The organism is Paenibacillus sp. OK060, from assembly GCF_900101205.1.
Classification (GTDB): Bacteria; Bacillota; Bacilli; order Paenibacillales; family Paenibacillaceae; genus Paenibacillus; species Paenibacillus marchantiae.
This window is the reverse complement of record NZ_FNFR01000007.1, coordinates 306,912-327,879: the sequence shown is the minus strand read 5'-3', so window position 1 is coordinate 327,879 and position 20,968 is coordinate 306,912. Positions and strand designations below refer to the sequence as shown.

20 protein-coding genes are annotated in these 20,968 nt (G+C 46.7%); 8 read left to right on the top strand and 12 right to left on the bottom strand.

Features of this window, described 5'->3' with window-relative positions; genetic code table 11:
* Positions 1-15: 15 nt before the first annotated feature.
* Complete coding sequence (locus BLS14_RS25080; RefSeq protein ID WP_063564304.1) at positions 16-1,209, top strand: YheC/YheD family endospore coat-associated protein; 1,194 nt, start codon at positions 16-18, stop codon at positions 1,207-1,209.
* A gap of 106 nt (positions 1,210-1,315) precedes the next feature.
* Here the strand turns inward: BLS14_RS25080 and BLS14_RS25075 are convergent, their stop codons facing one another.
* Positions 1,316-2,002, bottom strand: a complete 687-nt coding sequence (locus tag BLS14_RS25075; RefSeq protein WP_064640984.1) for an HAD hydrolase-like protein — start codon at positions 2,000-2,002, stop codon at positions 1,316-1,318.
* Between the two features lie 286 nt (positions 2,003-2,288).
* Between BLS14_RS25075 and BLS14_RS25070 the strand changes: the two genes are divergently transcribed.
* Positions 2,289-4,007: a methyl-accepting chemotaxis protein gene (locus BLS14_RS25070; RefSeq protein ID WP_090954511.1), complete on the top strand. Its 1,719-nt coding sequence runs from the start codon at positions 2,289-2,291 to the stop codon at positions 4,005-4,007.
* A 121-nt stretch (positions 4,008-4,128) separates the two neighbouring features.
* Here the strand turns inward: BLS14_RS25070 and BLS14_RS25065 are convergent, their stop codons facing one another.
* A complete protein-coding gene (locus BLS14_RS25065) occupies positions 4,129-5,100 on the bottom strand; it encodes a Gfo/Idh/MocA family protein (protein ID WP_090954509.1) in 972 nt (323 codons plus the stop codon).
* 405 nt (positions 5,101-5,505) lie between these two features.
* Between BLS14_RS25065 and BLS14_RS25060 the strand changes: the two genes are divergently transcribed.
* From BLS14_RS25060 to BLS14_RS25045, 4 genes are all read left to right on the top strand, one after another.
* The gene (locus BLS14_RS25060; RefSeq protein WP_063564301.1) at positions 5,506-7,137 is read left to right on the top strand and encodes a thiamine pyrophosphate-binding protein; all 1,632 of its coding nucleotides are present in this window, start codon (positions 5,506-5,508) and stop codon (positions 7,135-7,137) included.
* A 13-nt stretch (positions 7,138-7,150) separates the two neighbouring features.
* Complete coding sequence (locus tag BLS14_RS25055; protein ID WP_090954507.1) at positions 7,151-7,519, top strand: carboxymuconolactone decarboxylase family protein; 369 nt, start codon at positions 7,151-7,153, stop codon at positions 7,517-7,519.
* 186 nt (positions 7,520-7,705) lie between these two features.
* Entirely contained in the window at positions 7,706-8,056 is a 351-nt protein-coding gene (locus tag BLS14_RS25050) for a hypothetical protein (protein ID WP_063564300.1), read from the top strand.
* 54 nt (positions 8,057-8,110) lie between these two features.
* Positions 8,111-9,103 (top strand): 3-oxoacyl-[acyl-carrier-protein] synthase III C-terminal domain-containing protein, encoded by a 993-nt coding sequence (locus BLS14_RS25045; protein ID WP_063564299.1) that lies wholly within the window; start codon positions 8,111-8,113, stop codon positions 9,101-9,103.
* Between the two features lie 220 nt (positions 9,104-9,323).
* On the opposite strand, the gene BLS14_RS25040 is transcribed toward BLS14_RS25045, so the two are convergent.
* From BLS14_RS25040 to BLS14_RS25010, 7 genes are all read right to left on the bottom strand, one after another.
* On the bottom strand, positions 9,324-9,893 hold the full coding sequence (locus tag BLS14_RS25040) for a manganese catalase family protein (RefSeq protein WP_063564298.1): 570 nt from the start codon (positions 9,891-9,893) through the stop codon (positions 9,324-9,326).
* A 93-nt stretch (positions 9,894-9,986) separates the two neighbouring features.
* Positions 9,987-10,262 carry a spore coat protein CotJB gene (locus tag BLS14_RS25035; RefSeq protein WP_063564297.1) on the bottom strand — a complete coding sequence of 92 codons (276 nt, stop codon included), beginning with the start codon at positions 10,260-10,262 and terminating at the stop codon, positions 9,987-9,989.
* Positions 10,252-10,491, bottom strand: coding sequence for a spore coat associated protein CotJA (locus BLS14_RS25030; RefSeq protein WP_063564296.1), 240 nt, complete (start codon positions 10,489-10,491; stop codon positions 10,252-10,254). Before BLS14_RS25030 ends, BLS14_RS25035 begins: the two co-directional genes overlap by 11 nt.
* Before the next feature lie 222 nt (positions 10,492-10,713).
* Entirely contained in the window at positions 10,714-12,102 is a 1,389-nt protein-coding gene (locus BLS14_RS25025) for a hemolysin family protein (RefSeq protein WP_371121669.1), read from the bottom strand.
* 52 nt (positions 12,103-12,154) lie between these two features.
* Entirely contained in the window at positions 12,155-13,291 is a 1,137-nt protein-coding gene (yfkAB, locus tag BLS14_RS25020; RefSeq protein ID WP_090954505.1) for a radical SAM/CxCxxxxC motif protein YfkAB, read from the bottom strand.
* 223 nt (positions 13,292-13,514) lie between these two features.
* A complete protein-coding gene (locus tag BLS14_RS25015; RefSeq protein ID WP_063564294.1) occupies positions 13,515-14,633 on the bottom strand; it encodes an HD-GYP domain-containing protein in 1,119 nt (372 codons plus the stop codon).
* 70 nt (positions 14,634-14,703) lie between these two features.
* Positions 14,704-16,134, bottom strand: a complete 1,431-nt coding sequence (locus tag BLS14_RS25010) for a bifunctional metallophosphatase/5'-nucleotidase (protein WP_090954503.1) — start codon at positions 16,132-16,134, stop codon at positions 14,704-14,706.
* Between the two features lie 120 nt (positions 16,135-16,254).
* On the opposite strand from BLS14_RS25010, the gene BLS14_RS33505 reads away from it, so the two are divergent.
* Positions 16,255-17,001 carry a molybdenum cofactor biosynthesis protein gene (locus BLS14_RS33505; protein WP_090954501.1) on the top strand — a complete coding sequence of 249 codons (747 nt, stop codon included), beginning with the start codon at positions 16,255-16,257 and terminating at the stop codon, positions 16,999-17,001.
* 124 nt (positions 17,002-17,125) lie between these two features.
* Complete coding sequence (locus BLS14_RS25000) at positions 17,126-18,175, top strand: HD-GYP domain-containing protein (protein WP_079697685.1); 1,050 nt, start codon at positions 17,126-17,128, stop codon at positions 18,173-18,175.
* Positions 18,176-18,314: 139 nt separating this feature from the next.
* On the opposite strand, the gene BLS14_RS32965 is transcribed toward BLS14_RS25000, so the two are convergent.
* The 3 genes from BLS14_RS32965 to sufB all read right to left on the bottom strand — a co-directional run bounded on the left by BLS14_RS32965 (position 18,315) and on the right by sufB (position 20,950).
* Positions 18,315-18,446, bottom strand: a complete 132-nt coding sequence (locus tag BLS14_RS32965; RefSeq protein ID WP_211754048.1) for a YjcZ family sporulation protein — start codon at positions 18,444-18,446, stop codon at positions 18,315-18,317.
* 142 nt (positions 18,447-18,588) lie between these two features.
* Positions 18,589-19,308: a M23 family metallopeptidase gene (locus tag BLS14_RS33500; protein ID WP_090954499.1), complete on the bottom strand. Its 720-nt coding sequence runs from the start codon at positions 19,306-19,308 to the stop codon at positions 18,589-18,591.
* Between the two features lie 244 nt (positions 19,309-19,552).
* A complete protein-coding gene (sufB, locus tag BLS14_RS24990) occupies positions 19,553-20,950 on the bottom strand; it encodes a Fe-S cluster assembly protein SufB (RefSeq protein WP_024629097.1) in 1,398 nt (465 codons plus the stop codon).
* Positions 20,951-20,968: the final 18 nt, after the last annotated feature.

The window sequence follows — 20,968 nt, the reverse complement described above, 5'->3', positions numbered from 1 at the left end:
AGAAGGTGATTGTTTGTGTCCTCACCTGTTCTGGGCATTATGACGTTGTACTTAAATGAACATCGCGCTCTGGAAGAACGGAGCATATACCGCAGAATGATCCTTGAAGGGCGCAAGCGGGGACTCGATATATATGTGTTCACACCTGCCGATGTACATCCAGGAGGCAAACAGATTGAGGCCATGGTCTTTCATTCGGGAAAAGGCTGGTCCCGGGAATGGCGTTCATTCCCGGATATCATCTTCGACCGCTGCCGCATACAGCGCAATCGCAGATTCCAGCAGCTGCTTGCCTTTCGGCAAAGGTATGGTCACTTGCTCTTTCTCAACCGCCCATTGCGTAATAAGTGGACCATCCATCAGACACTCTCGGCGAAATCAGCCTTTCGTGAGCATTTGCCCGACACTTTTCTGTATCAGGATATGTCCGACGTCAATCGAATGCTGAAGGCCTCCTCCCTGCTCTACCTGAAGCCCATTAATGGAACCGGAGGGCGCGGAATTCTCCGCATCGAACGCAGTGGCAGCGAGGCCAATACAGTTCTCGTACAGGGACGGGACCAGAAGCGGCGGATCATCACCCCGCGTAAAGTCCATCTGTCACGCTTGGGTTCACTTCTCCAGAACTGGAATATGAAAGACAAATATCTGGTTCAACAGGGGATTCAACTCCAGCTTCCGAATGGCCGTGTTCATGATTATCGAATGCTGGTCCAGAAGAACGGCGAAGGACAGTGGGAATTGACCGGATGTGCCGGACGGATGGGTGCGGAGAAAAGTGTTACCTCTAATCTGCATGGTGGTGGTCAGGCCATAGCGATGCACAAACTGATGAAACAATGGATCACGGATGAGAAGCAGCGAACAGAAATTTACGCAACGGCCGAGAAATTCGGGATTGATGTAGCTACGTTTCTGGAAAACACCTATGGCAACTTGTGTGAATTGGCTCTCGATTTGGCGATTGACAAGAGCGGGCACATCTATCTGCTTGAAGTGAATCCGAAGCCTGCGCGTGAGGTGTTTGCCCGCATTGGTGAGAATGATATCTATTCCAAAGCGATCACCCAACCATTGGAGTACGCCTTGTGGGTGTACCGCAATCATGCAAATACAATTCGTCCCCCTCGGGGGGTGAAGGTAACTAAACCGGTCAAACGCGTAAAAGGTAAATCCGCAACCCTCAAAAGAACCAGAGGATCCCGGTGATGACCGTCAGACTTCATTGGTAGTAAACCAAATCCTCCTTGAACTAAAAAACCGACCACTCCGATGTCCGAATGGACTAGGGGTGGTCGTTTTTTTTGGTTTTGTTCTACTCGGCTTCCCGATACAAACGAAGCAGTTCCGTAAAATCAGAGATCAGTACATCTGATCCTGCCAGTTCTTCGTCCCGTCCGAATCCTGCATAGGCACAGCCGATGACGGTCTGGTTATTCATTTTGCCTGCCTCCACATCCGAAGAGCGATCCCCTACCATCCATGCATCCTGAATCCGATGCTTCTCAAGCAGGATCTGAACCAAGTTAACTTTGGAAGGGGTCTTGTACTGTCCAGCACTATACACGCCTTCAAAGAGCGGCATAATCTCATGGGCAAAGGCCACGCCTTTGACATAGTCCTCCAGCCCGTTGCTGGCGACAAACAACCGCACACCCTGTTCTTTCAACGCTTTCAGCGTCTCTTTTACTTGTGGGTACAGCTGCGAGCTTCCCCCATCCAACCCTTCAATCTCCAACTGAAGCAGCAATTCGTCTGCACGTCGATGGGCCGCAACTGAAGCTTCGGGCATAACTACTTTCCATATATCCTCTAGCAACATCCCCAGGCTTCCCAGCATTCGTTCTTCAGGAGGAGTCTCTCCCTCAAAATGCCCTTCGGCCCGCAATGTATCAAACAGCTGATGATAGGCTGGCAACAACAGAGTTTCCGTCTGAAACAAAGTACCATCCATATCAAAAATCATCGCTTCCGGTTTACGCAATACCGTCTCTTTTGTCATGTCCAATGTTCCTTTCGGATTGGGATATGTATTCGGAATCGTTCCCCTTCCATGATAAACATAAACGTTTGGCAGTGTAAACCGCGCAATGTAAAACATCTGTATCGTCGACGCCATACAAAATCCACAAACATTATACTTAAATTAAACAAACTATATACAAGTAAACATCCTTTAAGTATAATACTGAAAATAGTTCTTTAGACACCACACCTAAAGGACTATAATAGCTATTGTTCAAGTTTTTTCGACAAATACATATACCCCAAGGAGAGGCATAACAAACATGAAAAAGCACAGGACCTTCAAAATTTTTTATAAGATTGGTTTAGGTTATTTGCTCGTACTCGCGGTGCTCGCTGGCTCTATTTTATTGATTCAAAACAGTATCAGCCAGTTGCAACGAGAACTGGACTTTCTGGTGGATCACGATATGAAGGTACATGATCTAACCTATGAGATTGAAAATATTATGGTGAACATGGAGACAGGACAACGAGGTTATGTAATTACAGGACAAGAAAACTACCTGGACCCTTATAACACAGGCGTTCAACAGAAGAATATACTCAAGGATCAGCTTGCGGTGCTTGTCTCGGATAGCCCGGCACAGCAGGCACTTCTTGAAGAAATCTCGGCTAAAATGGATGACTGGATTCAGATCGCTGGCGAACCGGTTATTGCGCTTCGAAAAGCGAATGATATGGCGGCGATAAGGCAATTTTTTGTGGAGGACCCCGGCAAGAAGGATATGGATGAGATTCGCGGTTTATTGAATACATTTCGCACCAATGAGCTGGCGTTGACTGAAAATCGCACCGAAGCGCTGAAGCAAAAGAACAAAATTTTGAACTGGGAGCTTTACGGAGCGCTTATCGTTGTGGCCTTGATCTCGATCTTTGCAGCCTTGATTCTATCCCGTTCCATTGTAAAAAACATCCGAACAGTAATCCGCGCGCTGAATGACATCGGCTCCTCCAATGGCGATCTGACACTGCGCATTGCCACGCCGATGAAGGATGAAACGCGGGAACTTGCGGAGGCAGCCAATACGATGCTCCTTGGTTTGCAGCAGATGATGCTGGACGTCCAAAGCAACGCTACCACCCTGAACGCCGCATCTGACCGGCTGGATAAAGGCGTGTCCGACAGTCATCTGGCTGGAAAAGAGGTTGCCGCAGCCATGGAACGTGTGGCCGAAGGCGCAGATGAGCAGGTTGCACTTACACAGACGATGGTTGCCGCCATGGAACAATCCCTGACCGGACTCAACCGGGTTGCTAGCTCCGCATCGGAGGCTGCTGAACGCGCTGTACGCACAGAGTCCATTGCACTCGATGGACAGCAGCGAATTAATAATGCGGTTGGCAAAATGGGGACCATCGAACAATCCTTCCTGTCTGTTCAGGGAGCCATTCATGAAATATCCAAAATGTCCGATCAGGTCATCAACATTGCCGATTCCATGTCAGGCATTGCAAGACAAACGAATCTACTCGCGCTCAATGCCGGAATTGAAGCGGCGCGTGCAGGGGAGAATGGACGCGGATTCGCTGTAGTCGCTGGCGAAATTCGGAATCTGGCAGATCAAAGCGCCACCTCTGCCAAAGAAATTACAAGCATTCTGGAGACGGTCGTAGCTGGTATACAGAGCACCGTTCATGAAGTCGAAGGCAGTACACAGCATGTCAGCGAAGGCTTACAGACGATTGAAGACGCGGGCCAAGCCTTTGCGAATATTACGCAGCACATTCAAGACCTCAGCGCTGAGATGCTGGATGTATCCGCTGTGGTTGAAGAGCTCACCACAGGCAGCGAAGCAGTAATGACATCCATTAACGAAGTATCAGCCGTTGTAGAGGACACCGCATCTGCCACGGAGGAAGTATCGGCTATGACCGAGGAGCAGCTTGCGTCGTTACAGGAAATGGCGGATACGTCCAAGCAATTGAACGAAATGTCAGATGCGCTTGATCAATTGGTTAACCGATTCAAGCTGTCCTGACCCTATTGATCAGTCCCAGATAACACAAAGAAGCAGATCCTACTCTATAGGGATCTGCTTCTTTTTTCAAAATGAAAGAACATTTAACACGAATCCTTTTCTAGCTCAGTACCTTTTTCGATCAGGATTGATCCGGATTACGCAGCGCTTCAAGGACAAGCTGTGCATGATAGCCATCGTTGAAATCGTATATTTTGGTAGGTTGGCCTTGAATACGGGCAATGACGTGTTTAAGTACAGGCAGCTGGCTTAAGGATTCATCCACTTCGACGGGAACAAGCGGCTCTCCGATGCGCCCACTCCATAGTTGGTCCCAGTTTTCCAAGGCAATCGTTCCTTCTGTACCGTAAACCACCATGGATACACGCTCTTCACCTGCAAAATGAGCAATCCCATTTAATTGAATTCGGGTTCCATCCTCTAGCTCCATCGCGGCCTGAACTTCATGTTCACATTCACCTGTATTTTGAGGAAATTGAACCTGACTGTTAATCACACGGATAGCACCAAACACATTTTGGATCATATGAATCCAGTGGATTCCCACTTCAAGAATGAATCCGCCCTGCTCGCGGCTGGTAATCCAGGCATTTTGCTGCCACGCTCGTGGCCACTGAGGGAATTGCAGAATCAGATCGATTTTGCGAATCTCACCAATCGTTTCCTGACGAATCAGCTCTTGCAATTTCACTACTGATGGTTCATGCGGCATGGAGAAATGAATTGCATGTACTACACCAGCCTTCTCGGCTGCCTCGAGCATTGCTCTAGCTTCCTCCACGCTATTGGCCAATGGCTTCTCACAGAATACATGAATCTTGCGCTTTAATGCCCCCATAACGACTGGATAATGATATTTAGGTGGAACTGCTATGTACAGCAGATCAACCGGATGTGTGTCGAGCAATTGCTTGAAATCCATATACGTCTTCGTCTCCGGATGCGAGGAAGCAAACGATGTCAAATTTTCCTCACTGGAATCGCACACTGCTACAATCTCTACTTTTTCGGATAGTTCTGCCTCTGTTGCCTGATGTATCATATGTATTCCCATTTTGCCCAGACCAATTACGGCCATTTTTATCGTTGTCATTTAACTCACTCCCATCGAATTTCAGTATAACAGAAAGCATAATATTGCCAATCCTTGCACGGGACGAAATGGAAAGCATACGCTTCTAATTTGATCTACACAAAAAAATACATCATATTATATATTATTTTACATTTAATTCTATAAATCTTGTTTATAGGTAATTCGGTGCAGGAATATATAACCAATTTATTTTCTCATATGGGACAAGACATTAAGCGTTTCCAACCTAAGAATCAGGAACTTATACTCATAAAAGCGGTTGACAAAAAACCACAAAAAAAGCTACTCTTCCTATTAACAAGGATTTATTTCCTTTTACAACCTTAGACAACGACATACACTCCAAAAATGGAACTTGACCTGTGGGTCCAAAAACCTATTTTGTGAAGCGAGGTGTCCCGCATGAGAACAGTTGCGGACTATTTGGCAGAAGCTCTGCGTAATTTAGGCGTTACTCATGTCTTTGGTATTATCGGAAAATCCATCTGTCCTGCTGTCCTGAAAATGGTCGATTACGGTTTGGAATTCATTCCAGGTCGCCATGAATCCAGTTCAGGCTTTGCCGCATCGGGCTATGCCCTCCAAACAGGGAAACTGGGTGTGGCCTTCGCCACTTCTGGTCCGGGCGGAACCAACTTGCTCACCGCTGCAGCCCATGCCAAGGCCAATAATTTGCCCGTCCTGTTTATTACGGGTCATCAATCCATTCAGGAATTGGGGCTTCCGCAATGTCAGGACTCTTCTTCCTACTTGGCTGATCTGGCGGAGATGTTCCGTCCTGCCACGCTATTCAGCAAACTGGTGGAGCGTGGTGATCATTTCAGCACCATATTGAATCACGCCCTTTCCATTGCACTCGGTCCCAACAAAGGGCCCGTCCATCTCTGTCTTCCTTTTGATGTACAAACCGAACAGCTTGCTGACTTTCGGGTTGTCATCCCGGAGCCAGAACCCCTGATTAGCGTATCCAACTTGAATCGTATCCTCCCCTTACTTCAACAGTCCAGTCATCCTTTAATTATTGCAGGCAAAGGCGTCAGCCGCGCCAGAGCCCATGATGAATTGCTCCATTTTGCCGAACATTTCAATATTCCTGTCATTACTTCTCCTGGCGGAAAAGGTGCCATTGCTTGGGATCATCCCCTATATCATGGGCCCTGCGGTGTTGGTGGCTTCCCTCATGCAGATGAACTACTGAATCAAAGTGATCTCTATATCGTACTCGGTTCACGTCTAAGTGATATGACGATCTGTAATTTGAAGCCTGAGAACCATCCTGCACATCTGATTCAATTCGACGCTGATCCTACATTCGTTGGTAAAATACTTAACGCTCAAACCTTACATATCACCGGAGACTTGAAGGACAACCTGCAGTTTTTGCTCGGTACACTGACAGAACAACCTATTGTTCCAAAAGAAACGACAACTGTAGATTACACCGTACCTCTCCCGGATCTGCCGAACCTGTCCCTGGCATCCGTGCTGGAAGAAATGAGTGAACTGCTTCCATATGATCATAAGCTGTTTGTAGATGATGGTAGTCATGGTTTTCATGCCGTTCAACGATATAAAGTCAAGAAACCCGGCAGCTTTGTGTTTGACGCCTACTTTGCCTGCATGGGTAATGCCATCGGCATGGCTATTGGGGCCAAGACTGCCGCACCGGAAGAAACCATCGTATGCATTACAGGTGACGGATGCTTCATGATGCTTGGAACCGAGATTAACACTGCTGTATGCAACAATCTGCATGTCATCTTCATCGTCGTGAACAATAAACAGCTGGATATGGCACTGAAAGGCATGGAAAAAACAACAGGCCGGATCGATGGCACCTTGTACGAGGTTCCCGTGGATGCGGCAAAGTTTGCGGAGTCTCTCGGCGCTGTTGCTTTCCGGGCGGAAACACGGGCCGAATTCACATCTGCTCTACAGACCGCGCAGCAGCTGAACCAAGTTACTGTAATTGAGCTTCTTACCGATCGCGACGAGATTCCACCCACGGCTCACCGTACCGTGACTTTGAATTAGGAGGAACATAGGCATGAGTGAACAAGTAACTCAAGGATTGGAGCGTTTTGCAAAGCTTTCGGGTGAATATGGTGCAAAAGCATTGGCACCCATTAAGGATCAGTTCCCTGAGCTCGCCGAGTTTATTATGGGAACGGCTTACGGTGATATTTTTCAACGTACCACCATTACCGATCATTGGAAGGAAGTTGCGATTATCTCCTCACTGATCTCACAAGGGCAGTATGAGCAGTTGGGGGTTCATTATACGATGGCGCTAAGTGTCGGTGTAACTGTAGATCAGCTCAAAGGAATTTTGCTGCATCTGGCACCTTGTGTTGGAGCACCGCGGATCATCAGTGCTTTTAATATATTGCTCGCTACACTGGATGAAATCCAATAATTCACTCTTCTACATTTTTATACACGATTCGACTTTTTTATTGATCTTATTACATCTCTACCTTTATAATATGGTTAAATTATCCTTCGAATCCGCCTACATCTCAGAAGCATTCAGCGAGGGCCTCAAGGCCTATGTCTTGGTGAGCGGGATAGCCTTAACTCATTTAAAGGAGAGATAACAATCATGGGAAGTTTTATACTGAATACTGACGTTCCGAACAAGGTGTTGAACATTGAACTGGAGGGCTCTTTCTCTCAAGAAGACGGTTTACGTTCCATCTCGGCATATCAGGACACGATCGCTCCGATTAACACCAAGGAGTATGAGCTGAATATTGATTGCAAAAAGTTGAATGTTACCGCTCCGGAAATTGTGCCTCTTCTCGAGGGCTGCCTGCAGATGTTCAAAAAAGATGAATATAAAAAAGTGGTGTTGACGCTTGAGAATAATGCCATTCTGAAAATGCAGCTGTCCCGTCTTGGACGGTCTGTCGGACTGGAAAATCTTGAGATCATCTCCACGGTTACTACCTAATAAACCAGGCGGACAAGCTGAGGGTTCACCCATCCGCTCAGAAGGAGAATGAAGATGGCTGGAATTCGTATTGTAGATATCGATATCTATCATCCAACGAACAAGGTGGGCAATGACTTTTATATTGAACATTTTGATGCAAGAGGTGTAGATATTCGGGGATTGTTAAAGGCACTTGGGCGTGATACACGTTACAAAATTGACAACGATGATGAAAACTCACTAAGCATGGCCTTTGAGGCCGCCAGTAATTTGCTCGAAAAGACCGGACTCACCGGTGCCGATATCGATCTGATTGCTTATGCAAGTCAAACGCCGGAATACATCTTTCCTACGAATTCCTTAATGATTCATCGCCTGATTAACGGGGCATCCCATACGATCTGCATTGATAGCAATGCCAACTGTGCGGGCATGACCGCAGCCTTTGAACAAGTTAGCCGTCAGATGATGAGCAATCCCAGAATTCGTCGTGCCTTGATTATTGGCTCGGATTACGTGGCTCCTCACGCCAGTCCGGATGATCCTGTATACTTCGCGAACTTTGGGGACGCAGCAGCAGCTGTCATTGTTGAGCGGAATGAGCAGGCTGTCGGTTTTATTGACTCGATCTATCAGACCGATACCTGTGTGTACGGCAATTCTCTTTTCCCGGCACAAGGTCTTGCAAAACTGGGCCAAACCGGTGTTGACGCAGGAGCCTTCCATGTCAAATTCATACCGTTTGATGATTCCATCTGTGTAGGTGCAGCCTCTGAATCGATTCGCACGCTGCTGAGTCGTAACGAAATCGGAGCAGATGAGATCAAAGCCGCTTGTTTCTCCCAATTATCTATTGGCAATATACGTGCTGTATCCGAAAACATTGGCATTGGCGAAGATATTGCCGTCTACATCGGAGACGAGTTCGGGTACACCTCAACCAGCAGTCCGTTTATTGCATTACATCGAGCCATTACATCCGGCCAAATTCAGCGTGGTGATAAAGTGCTGTTCTGGACCGTCGGAGCTGGGTGGCAAAATGTTGCCATGGTCGTTGAATACTGAGAGCTTGACACGGAATTCCAAAAAGCAGGGCAGCCTTTTTTAACAAAAAAAGGATGGTCCTGCTTTTTTATTATTTTATATTTGAATGATAACTTACATTGGATAACATTCCATTCCCATTACTTCAAAACCAACGAGGAGCATGCTCTAAACGTTCCTTTCATCGCAAAAACCGCTCCCTTTGCAGAGAACGGCAATGAGAATTGATATGTTATCCTCATCAGAAAATCTTCTTTGTCTCCCGATCATCCTTCAGAATCTCTACGGCCTCACGAAAACGCAAGGAATGCACAATCTCCCGTTCTCTCAGAAACTTGAGACTATCTTGTAGATCAACGTCATCCGTAAGATCGATCAACCACTGATATGTAGCCCGAGCCTTCTCTTCCGCTGCAATATCCTCGTACAAATCTGCGATTGGATCCCCTTTCGAAGCAATGTAGGCTGCTGTAAATGGTACACCGGAAGAATTCGTATAGAACAAAGCAGAATCACGCTGTGCATAGTTCGGCCCAAGCCCCGCTGCTTCCAGTTGCTCCACAGTCGCATCCTTTGTCAGCTTGTAGATCATTGTTGCAATCATCTCAAGATGAGCAAATTCCTCCGTGCCTATATCATTCAACAGCCCGATAATCTTGTCCGGAATCGTATAACGCTGGTTCAAATACCGCAGAGCGGCCGCCAGTTCTCCGTCTGCGCCCCCATACTGTTCCGCCAGCAATTTCGCCATATGAGGATCACATTTGCTAACCCGAACGGGATATTGTAATTTTTTCTCATACACCCACATGCAGACGCCTCCTCTTTTAAATCAAATCCTACCTGTTACGATCCCTCGAGTTCCCGGCCTGGAACGACTGCAAGGAAACCCGAGGATGTTATCTCACACTTGCCAAGGCCATGGTGTCTGGGACCATTCCCACGGATATTTGGAGAAAGCATGCCCAAAGTTCATCAGCGGTCCGTACAATTGCTGAAACTCATGTGCCACTCTCATCCGCTCCTGGCTGAATTTGTTGTATTGCTCGATGCTTTGATAGTCGCCTGGGTGGGTGTCCAGATACAGATTCAGCTCAACCAATACAAAATCCAGGGCCTGAAGTTCCTCCAGCAGCTCATAGTATTTTGCATCACAGGCTTTGGGTGCTTCAGGTTCCATCTGCTTCCACCTTCCTTCCCTTCGAGCTCGCAGGTGTATAAGGACTGTATAAAGCAGGCCACAACGTTCCAATTCTTAAAGCTTCTGCGGGACTGTACTGCGGCCAGCCCATCGGCTGAAATGGGATAAACAATTGCGGAGGAACCAGGTACGTCCGAATCGTCTTCGGTGGACATGGATCAAACGGCCCCACAAAAGGGGCGTAAGCACGAAGCTGCGGATCTGACACAGAACAACGCCTCCTTCATCACTGATTTGGTACATTCGACATCCCTACATTACAAGCTTTCATTTCCCGTCTCTATAACCATATGTCGCTGTCCCCCAAGTTAATCCCATATTTAGCGGAACGCAAAAAAAGACCTTCGAACAACTTACCCCGCTGGGCAGTGTCCAAAGGTCACTTCATTTGATATGGCGGCATAAGCATCAATGATTATTTCATCAATACTCAGTCCCTGTTACGTTCACGATCATCATCCTGCATCGAACCTGGTTCCTTTTCTTCCATTTCCACCTTATCTTCTTCAGGATCGGGTCGCTTATATACCTTCACACGGGTAATTCGGAGACGGGTGGATTCTTCCACTTCAAAGACATAACCGTTTTGCTCCCGTGTTTTACCTTTGACCGCGCTGCCTTCCAATTCCTTGAACAGCCAGCCGCCAATCGTATCGACTTCCTCATCCTCAATGACAGCTCCTGTCCATTCATGGACCTCTTCAATCAAGGAACGACCATCGATGGAAAAGGCTTCTCCACTGCGCTCCATATGCGGACGTTCGTCTTCGAACTCATCATATAGATCACCAACGATCTCTTCCAAAATCTCTTCAGCAGTCAGCAAGCCGGCTGTACCGCCATATTCGTCGACCACCAGCGTCATCTGGGAGTGCTTTTTCTGCATCAGACGAAGTACATGACTGATCTCCATCGATTCAGGAACATTCAGAATTGGTCGAACAAGGGCAGCCAGATCATGCTGCTGGGCTGGTTCAGCGAGAAGCAGATCGGTAATGTGGATAAATCCGATAATCTCATCCTTATCCTCAACAGCTACAGGGTAACGGGAATGCTTCGTTGCATTAATGATTTTCAGGTTTTCTTCCAGCGACATATGAGTGTACAGACAGTCCATATCCGTACGTGGCAGCATAATTTCACGTGCCAGCATATCGGAGAAATCAAAGATGTTATCCATCAGTTTGATTTCATCCTTGTCGATAACACCACTCTTCGCACTTTGCTTCATCAAGATGCGAAGCTCATCTTCCGAATGGGCCTCCCCTTCGCTGGCGGGTTCGATGCCCGCCAAACGCAGCAGTGCATTGGCTGATACGTTCAGTACCCAGATGAATGGGAAGAAAATTTTATAAAATAACAGCAACGGCGCCGATAGCAACAAAGCCACTCCGTCTGTTTTTTGAATCGCCAGAGATTTGGGCGCAAGCTCACCCAGCACAATGTGCAAGAACGTAATGATACAGAATCCAATGATGACCGATACCGTGGATATAAGTCCTGTGTCCGCTACACCAAGCTTGAACATCAGAGGTTCTACCAGCAATTCGGAAATAGCCGGTTCACCTAGCCAACCAAGCCCCAGCGATGTCAGCGTGATTCCGAACTGGGTTGCCGATAGATAGGCATCCAATTTACCATTCACCTTCAGTGCATAACCAGCCAACTTATTCCCTTCACTCTGTAATTGAGTGAGGCGTGTTTGTCTAACTTTGACCAGAGAAAATTCCGCTGCGACAAATACACCATTCAAAAATACGAGCAGAAACACACAGACCAGATTAAAAACCAACTGCCCAAGATGAAATTCGGTATGAATACCCAAGTCGAAACTCCCCTTTTCTCTCTATTTCAGGAATACACCTGGAATATCAACGTGTAATTGCTTTTCTCGATTTGAAATCCACACCTTTATAATACATATCTGCCACCAGCAGATTCGGACCGCAGCAAGAAGCAGCATCACAATGACAGTTCACTGTCTGATTCAAAGGATGTTCCGCCGACCACTCATGGAATACGTCATCCAACTTCCGGTCACTAATGTTGCCAAACGCCGGGATGTCGGCAAAATCGGTAACATACACGTTCCCAGTGAACATGTTCACGTTAACGCGGTTACGACCATCGGGATCATTACGAACCGTCACTTTAGGCTCGCTATACAGGCGGTTGATCAATTCGCGATCCTGCTCTGCTGCACTGCATGCGAAGAACGGAAGTGTACCAAACAGCATCCACATATCCTTGTCACGCACATCTAACAAACGATGAATTGCTGCTCTCATATGATCAAGGGAAAGCACCGGCAGCGAAGAAGCAAAATTCGAATTGTACATCGGATGCACTTCATGACGGACACAGCCCATCTCACGGATCAATTGATGAATGCCCTCAAGCTTGTCATGAGTACGGAAGTTAATCATGGACTCCGCAGAGATAAACATGCCCGCTTCACTGAGTTTTTGGGAATTTTCAATCATTTTCTCATACATCTTCACCGCGACTTCCCGTTTTACAGGTCTACCACTGTTGGCAAACCCGACTTGGTGAAAGTCATCTGCATTCAGATAATTGAATGAGATATGCATAACGTCCAGATAAGGCAGAAGCTGCTCGTACCGACGGTAATCCAGCGTCAGATTGGAGTTAATCTGGGTACGAATGCCCCGTTCCTTGGCATATTTGAGGAGCGGAATGATCATCTCATCCACGGTCTTCTGGCTGAAGCTCGGCTCACCACCCGTCAGACTGATTGTCTGAAGGTGCTCAACCTCATCCAGCCTTTTAAGCATCAAAGGCAGCGGAAGCGCAGGTGCTTCGCGCATCGTTAACATATCTCCTACCGCACAATGCTCGCAGCGCATATTGCACAGATGAGTCACGGTCATTTCTACACTGGTCAGCACATGGCGTCCATATGTACGCAAAGAGCCGATCGGATCCCAAGGATCATTAGTCGGCGATAAAGGCATCGGTTCTACCGATCCTGAGTTTAGCATGGTCATTGTTCTTCACCTTATTCCTTTTATTAACCTAAAAAGTTTTATTTACAACATACCCCGTCTGCAACTTTTGGAGTTATCTTTAATCATAGCACAATTTCCTGTGCTCTGGCATGAGCATGCTCTGTCCATTACATGACAAAAAACGCCCGCGTAATATCAAGGCCTTGCTGGCCCGGATATTACGAAATGAGCGTTGACCCATTCTCCATTTGACGTCAGGATATCAAAATAATTCGCCACGCGCTGAAGCTGGCGTAGCGTCTTCCACACCCTCAACACCTGTAATCATAACAGACAACGCTGTAGACAAATCGATCTCGTAGGGTGCACTTAATGTCTGTCCGTCTGCATCCTTGAGAACACGAATACGTGGTCGTTGCGGAATGCGCGTATGGATGTCTGCAACAACCCCGACCTCCCCTGTACTCAGCGTGACGGAGATACCTAAGGGATAAATGGCTACACAGTCACGGAACTTTTCCAGCATTCGCTGTTCATATAAAGTCCCTGAACCCGTGTATAATACTTCCACAGCTTGATGTGGCAGCAAAGCTTGTTTATATACCCGATTGGTTGTCATCGCATCATACGAATCGGCAAGAGCTAGCCATTTGGCGTACTCATGAATCTCTTTGTCTTTCAAACCAAAAGGATAGCCGCTGCCATCAATCCGTTCATGGTGTTGTAATGCGCAATGGGCAGCAAGGAGCGGTATACCCGGTTCGTCTTTGAGAATACGATGTCCATATGTAGTATGCTGCTGTATGATTTTAAATTCCTCATCGCTCAATTTGGCAGGCTTGTGCAGAATTTCTGGAGCAATCTGTGTTTTTCCAATATCATGTAACAAGGCACCCAGACCAATCTCCATTAATTGCTGGCGGGTATAACCCGATGCCACACCAAGAACCAGCGTATAGACACATACATTAAGAGAATGATTATACAAGTCAAAATCACTGGCGTTCATATCCATCAGCATAATCATTGCTTCCTTCTGACTGCCGATGTCCTCCAGAATCGTATTCATTAACCCGCTAAGTGCTTTTCCGAAGTGTGGGATTCGGCTTTTGGTTTTAAGACCCGACATACTCTGAAACTGCTGTTTGATCTCAACCAACGCTCTGCGCCTGGTCTCTTCCTGCAGCATATCCGGAATGATGATATCCTCTGTTGCTGCATCCGAAATATACACATATCCAATCCCCAGGTCCTTCAGACGTCCAATCAACCGACTGGTCAGCTCCACTCCCTCACTGAGCAGAACCAAACCCTCTTCACTATATATTCGTTTCCCCAGCTTCATGCCAGGCTGCAATAGGTTTATATGTACTAAACGCACAGCCTATCCTCTCCCGCTCCGTAGATGTAATTTCCACTAGCCGCCGCTTCAGCAGAAGGGCAAGTACTTGTTAGATTTTATGCCAACGGGATCGCAGGCTGTCATCCAGCGCCCCAGGCCTTTTTAATTCCGTTTCGAGCAGGTCACGTATGAATTCAGGAAGTCGATACGATATATCCGTTCCAAGAGCAAGGGACGGATATCCCACGTTAAAGGTAAACATGTCGAGTGTTCCTACCACATATTCATGTTCATCATGAACCGGCTCGCCCTCAATATATATGGCACGGATTTTCTCATATGGAGGCGAATGGGGGTCATACTCCACATCCATACCATCCATGCACAATGTTCCTAAAATATCCCCACGAAATCCAAACCCGATAATCGGTTTACGTGAAAACTCTGACAACAGGGACTGCTCCAGAGCCTCCCGAATCTGAATTCCATTCAAGCATATTGTACAGGCATTAATGGGAGATGGACATAGGGAATGTAACATTCCCTTCGTGATACTCCCCTGCGGAAGATTTCCAAGGAGCTGCCCGGCGTTAACAAGAGACAACTGCGCTCCAGTGAACTGCCGAACTGCCTGGGCAAGCAATGACGCAAACGGTGACTCATGATCGTAATCAATGGTCAGCGTCCTGTCCGTAATAACGGCTGTTTGGCCCAGCGCACGCTCAGCTTCCGTCCGGTGTGTATCTATAGCCAGCGATACGCTTTCTTCGAGCAACATGTTCTGGACCGGAACACAGCCGCTGCTCACCAGTGTAAGTTCATTCGCTTCATATTCCCGCTCCAGTACCACCTTACCGAGCCACTGGCCAAACTTCCCTGCCGCTCCAAGCACCGTCTGACCAATGATTAATGGTGCTTCCAGTACATGATGTGTATGTCCGCCCAGAATGACATCGATGCCCTGGATCTGTTCGGCCAATCTGCGATCTGTGGAAAGCCCCAGATGAGACAAAATAACGACTACATCCACCTGAGGACGCAAAGCTTCAACTTGCTCACGCAGCGTCTCTACCGGGTCCAATACATCCCAACCCAACAATTCATAAAAAGCGGTAAAGGGTGCTGTAGCACCAAGCAAACCGACGCGAAAAGGCCCCTTCTCCAAAATGAGAGAGGATTTCATCCAGACTGGTGGCAGGCCTGTAGCCTGGTCCACAACATTTCCACATACAACAGGACACAGAAGTCCAGAGTAAGACTGCGCCAGTTGCTCTGATGTAAATGTTAGTCCTTCGTTGTTCCCGATCGTTACCGCATCATAACCAGTCAGGTTAATGACATCCACGTTGGCTGCCCCCAGGGTACCCTCCGTCTCAACTGCCATCCGGTCCATATGATCTCCGATATCCACTACCAGAAATTCTCCAGCCTGTTCCTTCTCGTATCCGATCATGGCGGCGATGGAGCTCATGGAGCCAAAATGACTATGAATGTCATTGGTGTGTAGAATCGTTAATGTTTGCGCCTTCTTGGTGCTCATCACACCGCCTCCCTCATATCGTCGATAACGTACATTCCTCTAATGGATAAGCATAACATTTTCCGCGTCGTTATGATATATTTATAGGGTTTAGAGATTAAAAAGAGGTGAGTAATTTCCATGAAATTAACAATTCAACTATTTGCAGGAATCGCTGAACGTCTGGGCACATCCCTGCTTGAATATGATTATCCCGGAACGGATCCAACTCCTGTGCAATTAAAAGAAAAACTGGGCCTTGCTTACCCTGAAGCGGCTGCTCAAATACGTGTTTCTTTTCTTGCAGTAAACCAGCAGTATGCTTCTGCCGATATTATAATTAAGGCCCAGGATGAACTCGCCTTAATCCCCCCCGTATCGGGAGGAGATGGTTCCCATTTGAATGGTGACGGACATCGTTCTACCCATCCTGAGCATCGTACGGATGACGGATTATTCCTGATCACCCAGTCCCCACTGTCCGTCGAAGCTACAACGGAGCTCGTCATTACGGCAAACCATGGAGCTGCCCTTACCTTTGTTGGCACCACCCGTGAAATGACCGGACAACAACGAACGGTTCATCTTGAATATGAGGCCTATGTACCTATGGCACTTTCTCAGATGGCAGCTATCGGTAGTGAAATCAATGAACGCTGGCCAGGCGTAAAATGTGCGATTAGCCATCGGATTGGGAAGGTAGACGTAGCAGAGATCAGCGTCGTTATTGCCGTTTCCTCCCCTCATCGCAGTGACTGTTATGACGCAAGCCGTTACGCGATTGAAAGACTCAAACAGAATGTACCCATCTGGAAAAAAGAAATATGGGAAGATGGTTCCGAGTGGAAAGGTCATCAACTAGGACCCTGGAACCCTACAGACAATTAAATAACTAGTCATTCGACCTGTTCGACGGGTGATGAAATTAGTAAATAAGTCGTTGTCAACCCATTTTTTTCTTGTTATTATAATCATATATGTCGATATTAGTCGAGGAAAAGGTGGTTTATACGTGAGAGTGCATGTTACTGATCTTAAAACTGGCGACCTGTTAAAAAATGATGTGTACAACAGTTCGGGTCTCCACATGCTGATGAAAGGTTCCACACTCAGCGACGATGATATTGCCAAGCTGCTGCAGCACGGAATCGATTACGCAGATGTAGAGCATACAACATCTGACCTCCACTCTGATGCACAAACCTTACCTTCCGATCAAACCCGTCTGTTAACTAACCTGTTTAACGATACGATCAAAGGTACAGAATCTCTGTTTGGACAAGCGATGGAGAAGGGTTTTATTGATGAGACTCAGGTCGATGAAATACTGATAACCCTAACGGGACAGCTTGAAAAACAAAAGGACGTTGTCTCCTTGCTGCTGATGCTTGACGGGGATAACGACTATACCTACAACCATTCCTTACAAGTCGGAATGCTCGCTTTTTATATCGCCGGCTGGATGGGCTACAATCCTGAGGAGTGTCTAACCGTGGCCAAAGCAGGATATCTTCACGATATTGGTAAGTCCAAGATTCCTTCTGAAATTTTACATAAGCCGGGCAAGTTAACGCCGGAAGAATTCGAAGAAATGAAGAAACATACGTTATATGGTTATGAGATTGTCAAAGAGTCCACTCAGGACGAGATCCTTGCAACCGTTGCCCTCCAGCATCATGAGCGCGAGGATGGAAGTGGCTACCCTTACGGACTGAAAGGTGACGAGATTCATCCATTTGCCCGTATAACGGCTGTAGCCGATGTGTACAGCGCGATGACGACTAATCGGGTGTATCAGACTAAGCAGGAATTAATCTCCGTGCTATGCGAACTGTACAGCCTCAGCTTCGGCCAGTTGAATGCTGAAGTTACGCAGGAACTCATCAAACACATGCTACCCAATTTTATTGGCAAAAGGGTTCTGCTCACGACCGGCGAAACCGGTCTGATTATCTTGAACAACCCTGCGGATTACTTCCGCCCACTCGTTCAGACCTCTACAGCCTTCATTGATTTAGCGAAGGAAAGAGATGTAGCTATCGTTGAAATTTATATCCAGTAACCATTAGTATTTAGGTATGCGCAGCAGCAGTTAGAGTAACCCAAGCTCAAGTGAACTTCTTACACAGTTATATTATTTGACGCAAAAAAGGGGAGCCGTTAAGGCTTCCCTTTTTGAATACCGATTTGTTCATATCATATTAAATAAAGAATGCTTTAGTGATGATAACCAACAGAATGAACAGTACCAAGATCGCACCCGTGTTTGTGAACATATTGTATCCGCCTACGCCGCCTACGTTGCCCCCACAGCCATATCCTACTTCGCTCATGTGATTGCCTCCTCTTCATCAGGTATACCCTAACATATGACGTTTGCGTTGGGATGAACCGGGCGAACTGGAAACATTCAATAAATGGTTGTCTGCCTGCTTTTGCCTAAATCAAGCTTCACGTATACTCCTGATCTGTTCGTTAACTTGAGGAACTGGAAGAGACCGTGATTCCCTTCTCCTTACGATACATGATGACAAGTAATCTCCAAAAGTCATAACTGCCCGTATCGTTCATTATATATGGTTGGTAGTAATGATAAGCTTCCTCAGCCCAAGACGGACAAGCCATACTGGAAATGCTTTTCTGCTGCTGAATCCAGGCTGACTGGGATTCCAGCATCTTCTCCATCGCTGTTAATCGTGCCCTTTCCTCCGTCGTCATTGGGGTCCCCTCCTGTCCTTCAACCGTCGAACTATATTCAGATTGCAAATATATCCCTGGATCAACAACACCATTTTCACTAGCCGTGTATCCATACGAAGGGGAGCTCGTTTTGCGTACCTCATAATGCACATGCGGACCCGTGCTTTCACCCGTGCTTCCCTGGTTGCCAAGAAGCTGTCCTTGTTTCACTTGCTGTCCAACTTTCACTGCAATTCGGGAAAGGTGAGCATAACAATGCAAGTAGCCCCTATGATCCTGTACTGCAACCGTAAGCCCGTAACCGCCGAATCCTGAGCCTGTAGCACCTTCCGCAGCAAAACGTACAGTCCCGTCCATAAATGCATGTATGGGCCCATTCCATGGCTCTGTGACGAGATCGATTCCACGATGAAATGTCTGACCGCCAGAAATAGGATGAATTCGATAGCCAAATGAACTCGTAATCCGATATCCCTTAAACGGATTTATGCTCATGTATTCACATCCTTTTCTATCATTAGATGCTTAAATCTAGTAAATGGCTTGTGCTATTGATCTTATTTTATTACAAATAAACCCAGGATAGAGCATCCCAGTTCGTTTCTACTGCAACAAAAAAAGATCGAGGGATAAACTCCCTCGATCTTTCTTGATATGCTATTTAGTTCACGTGAAACTGATTCAGCACAACTTTGCCACAATCAGAATCGACGTTTCGAAACGGGCCAGGGCAGTTGGATTAACCAATTGACCCTTCCATTTCGAATTTGATCAATCTGTTCATCTCTACCGCATATTCCATCGGCAGTTCCTTCGTGAACGGTTCAATAAAGCCCATGATGATCATCTGTGTTGCTTCTGCATCGGTCAAACCACGGCTCATCAGGTAGAAGAGTTGATCCTCGGACACTTTGGATACCGTAGCTTCATGCTCAAGCATGATGTTATCATTCATGATTTCATTGTAAGGAATCGTATCGGATGTGGACTCATTATCCAAAATGAGCGTATCACATTTGATATTGGATTTTGCGCCCTCCGCTTGGCGACCAAAGGAAGCCAGACCACGGTAGGTTACTTTACCACCATGTTTACTGATCGACTTGGATACAATCGTTGATGTTGTATCTGGAGCCAAGTGAATCATTTTCGCGCCTGCATCCTGATGCTGATTTTTACCAGCTACAGCGATGGACAGAACCGAACCTTTAGCTCCGCGGCCTTTCAGTACAACTGCTGGATATTTCATCGTCAGTTTGGAACCGATGTTGCCATCGACCCATTCCATCGTTGCATTTTCTTCAGCAACCGCACGTTTCGTAACCAGGTTGTAGATGTTTGGTGCCCAGTTTTGAATCGTTGTATAACGAACACGAGCATTCTTCTTACAGATGATCTCAACAACCGCACTGTGAAGTGAATTCGTGCTGTAGATTGGAGCTGTACAGCCCTCTACATAGTGAACGAAGCTGTCTTCGTCCGCAATGATGAGTGTACGCTCGAATTGTCCCATATTTTCGGAGTTAATCCGGAAATAGGCTTGCAGAGGCACTTCACATTTTACGCCTTTAGGCACGTAGATGAAGCTTCCTCCGGACCAAACGGCACTGTTCAATGCAGCGAATTTGTTATCTGCTGGTGGAATAACGGTTGCGAAATATTCACGCAGGATTTCCGGATGCTCTCTAAGTGCAGTATCCGTATCCATGAAGATTACGCCCTGATCTTCCAATTCTTTTTGCATGTTGTGGTATACAACCTCGGACTCATACTGAGCCGATACACCTGCGAGGAACTTTTGCTCCGCTTCAGGGATACCCAGTTTATCAAAAGTTTCCTTGATTTCGGAAGGAACTTCTTCCCATGTTTTTCCTTGCTTGTCAGAAGCACGGACATAATACTGAATTTCGTTGAAATCCAATCCGTCAAGATCTCCGCCCCATTTAGGCATCGGCATTTTTTCGAATTGTTTCAGGGATTTCAAACGGAATTCCAACATCCATTCCGGTTCGTTCTTGATTTTGGAAATCTCCGTAACGACTTCTGCAGTCAGACCTTTACCGGTTTGAAAGATGGATTTGTGCTCGTCGCGAAAACCATATTTATACTCTTCCATTTCTGGTGCTTTTTTAGCCATCTTGCTCTACCTCCCTAT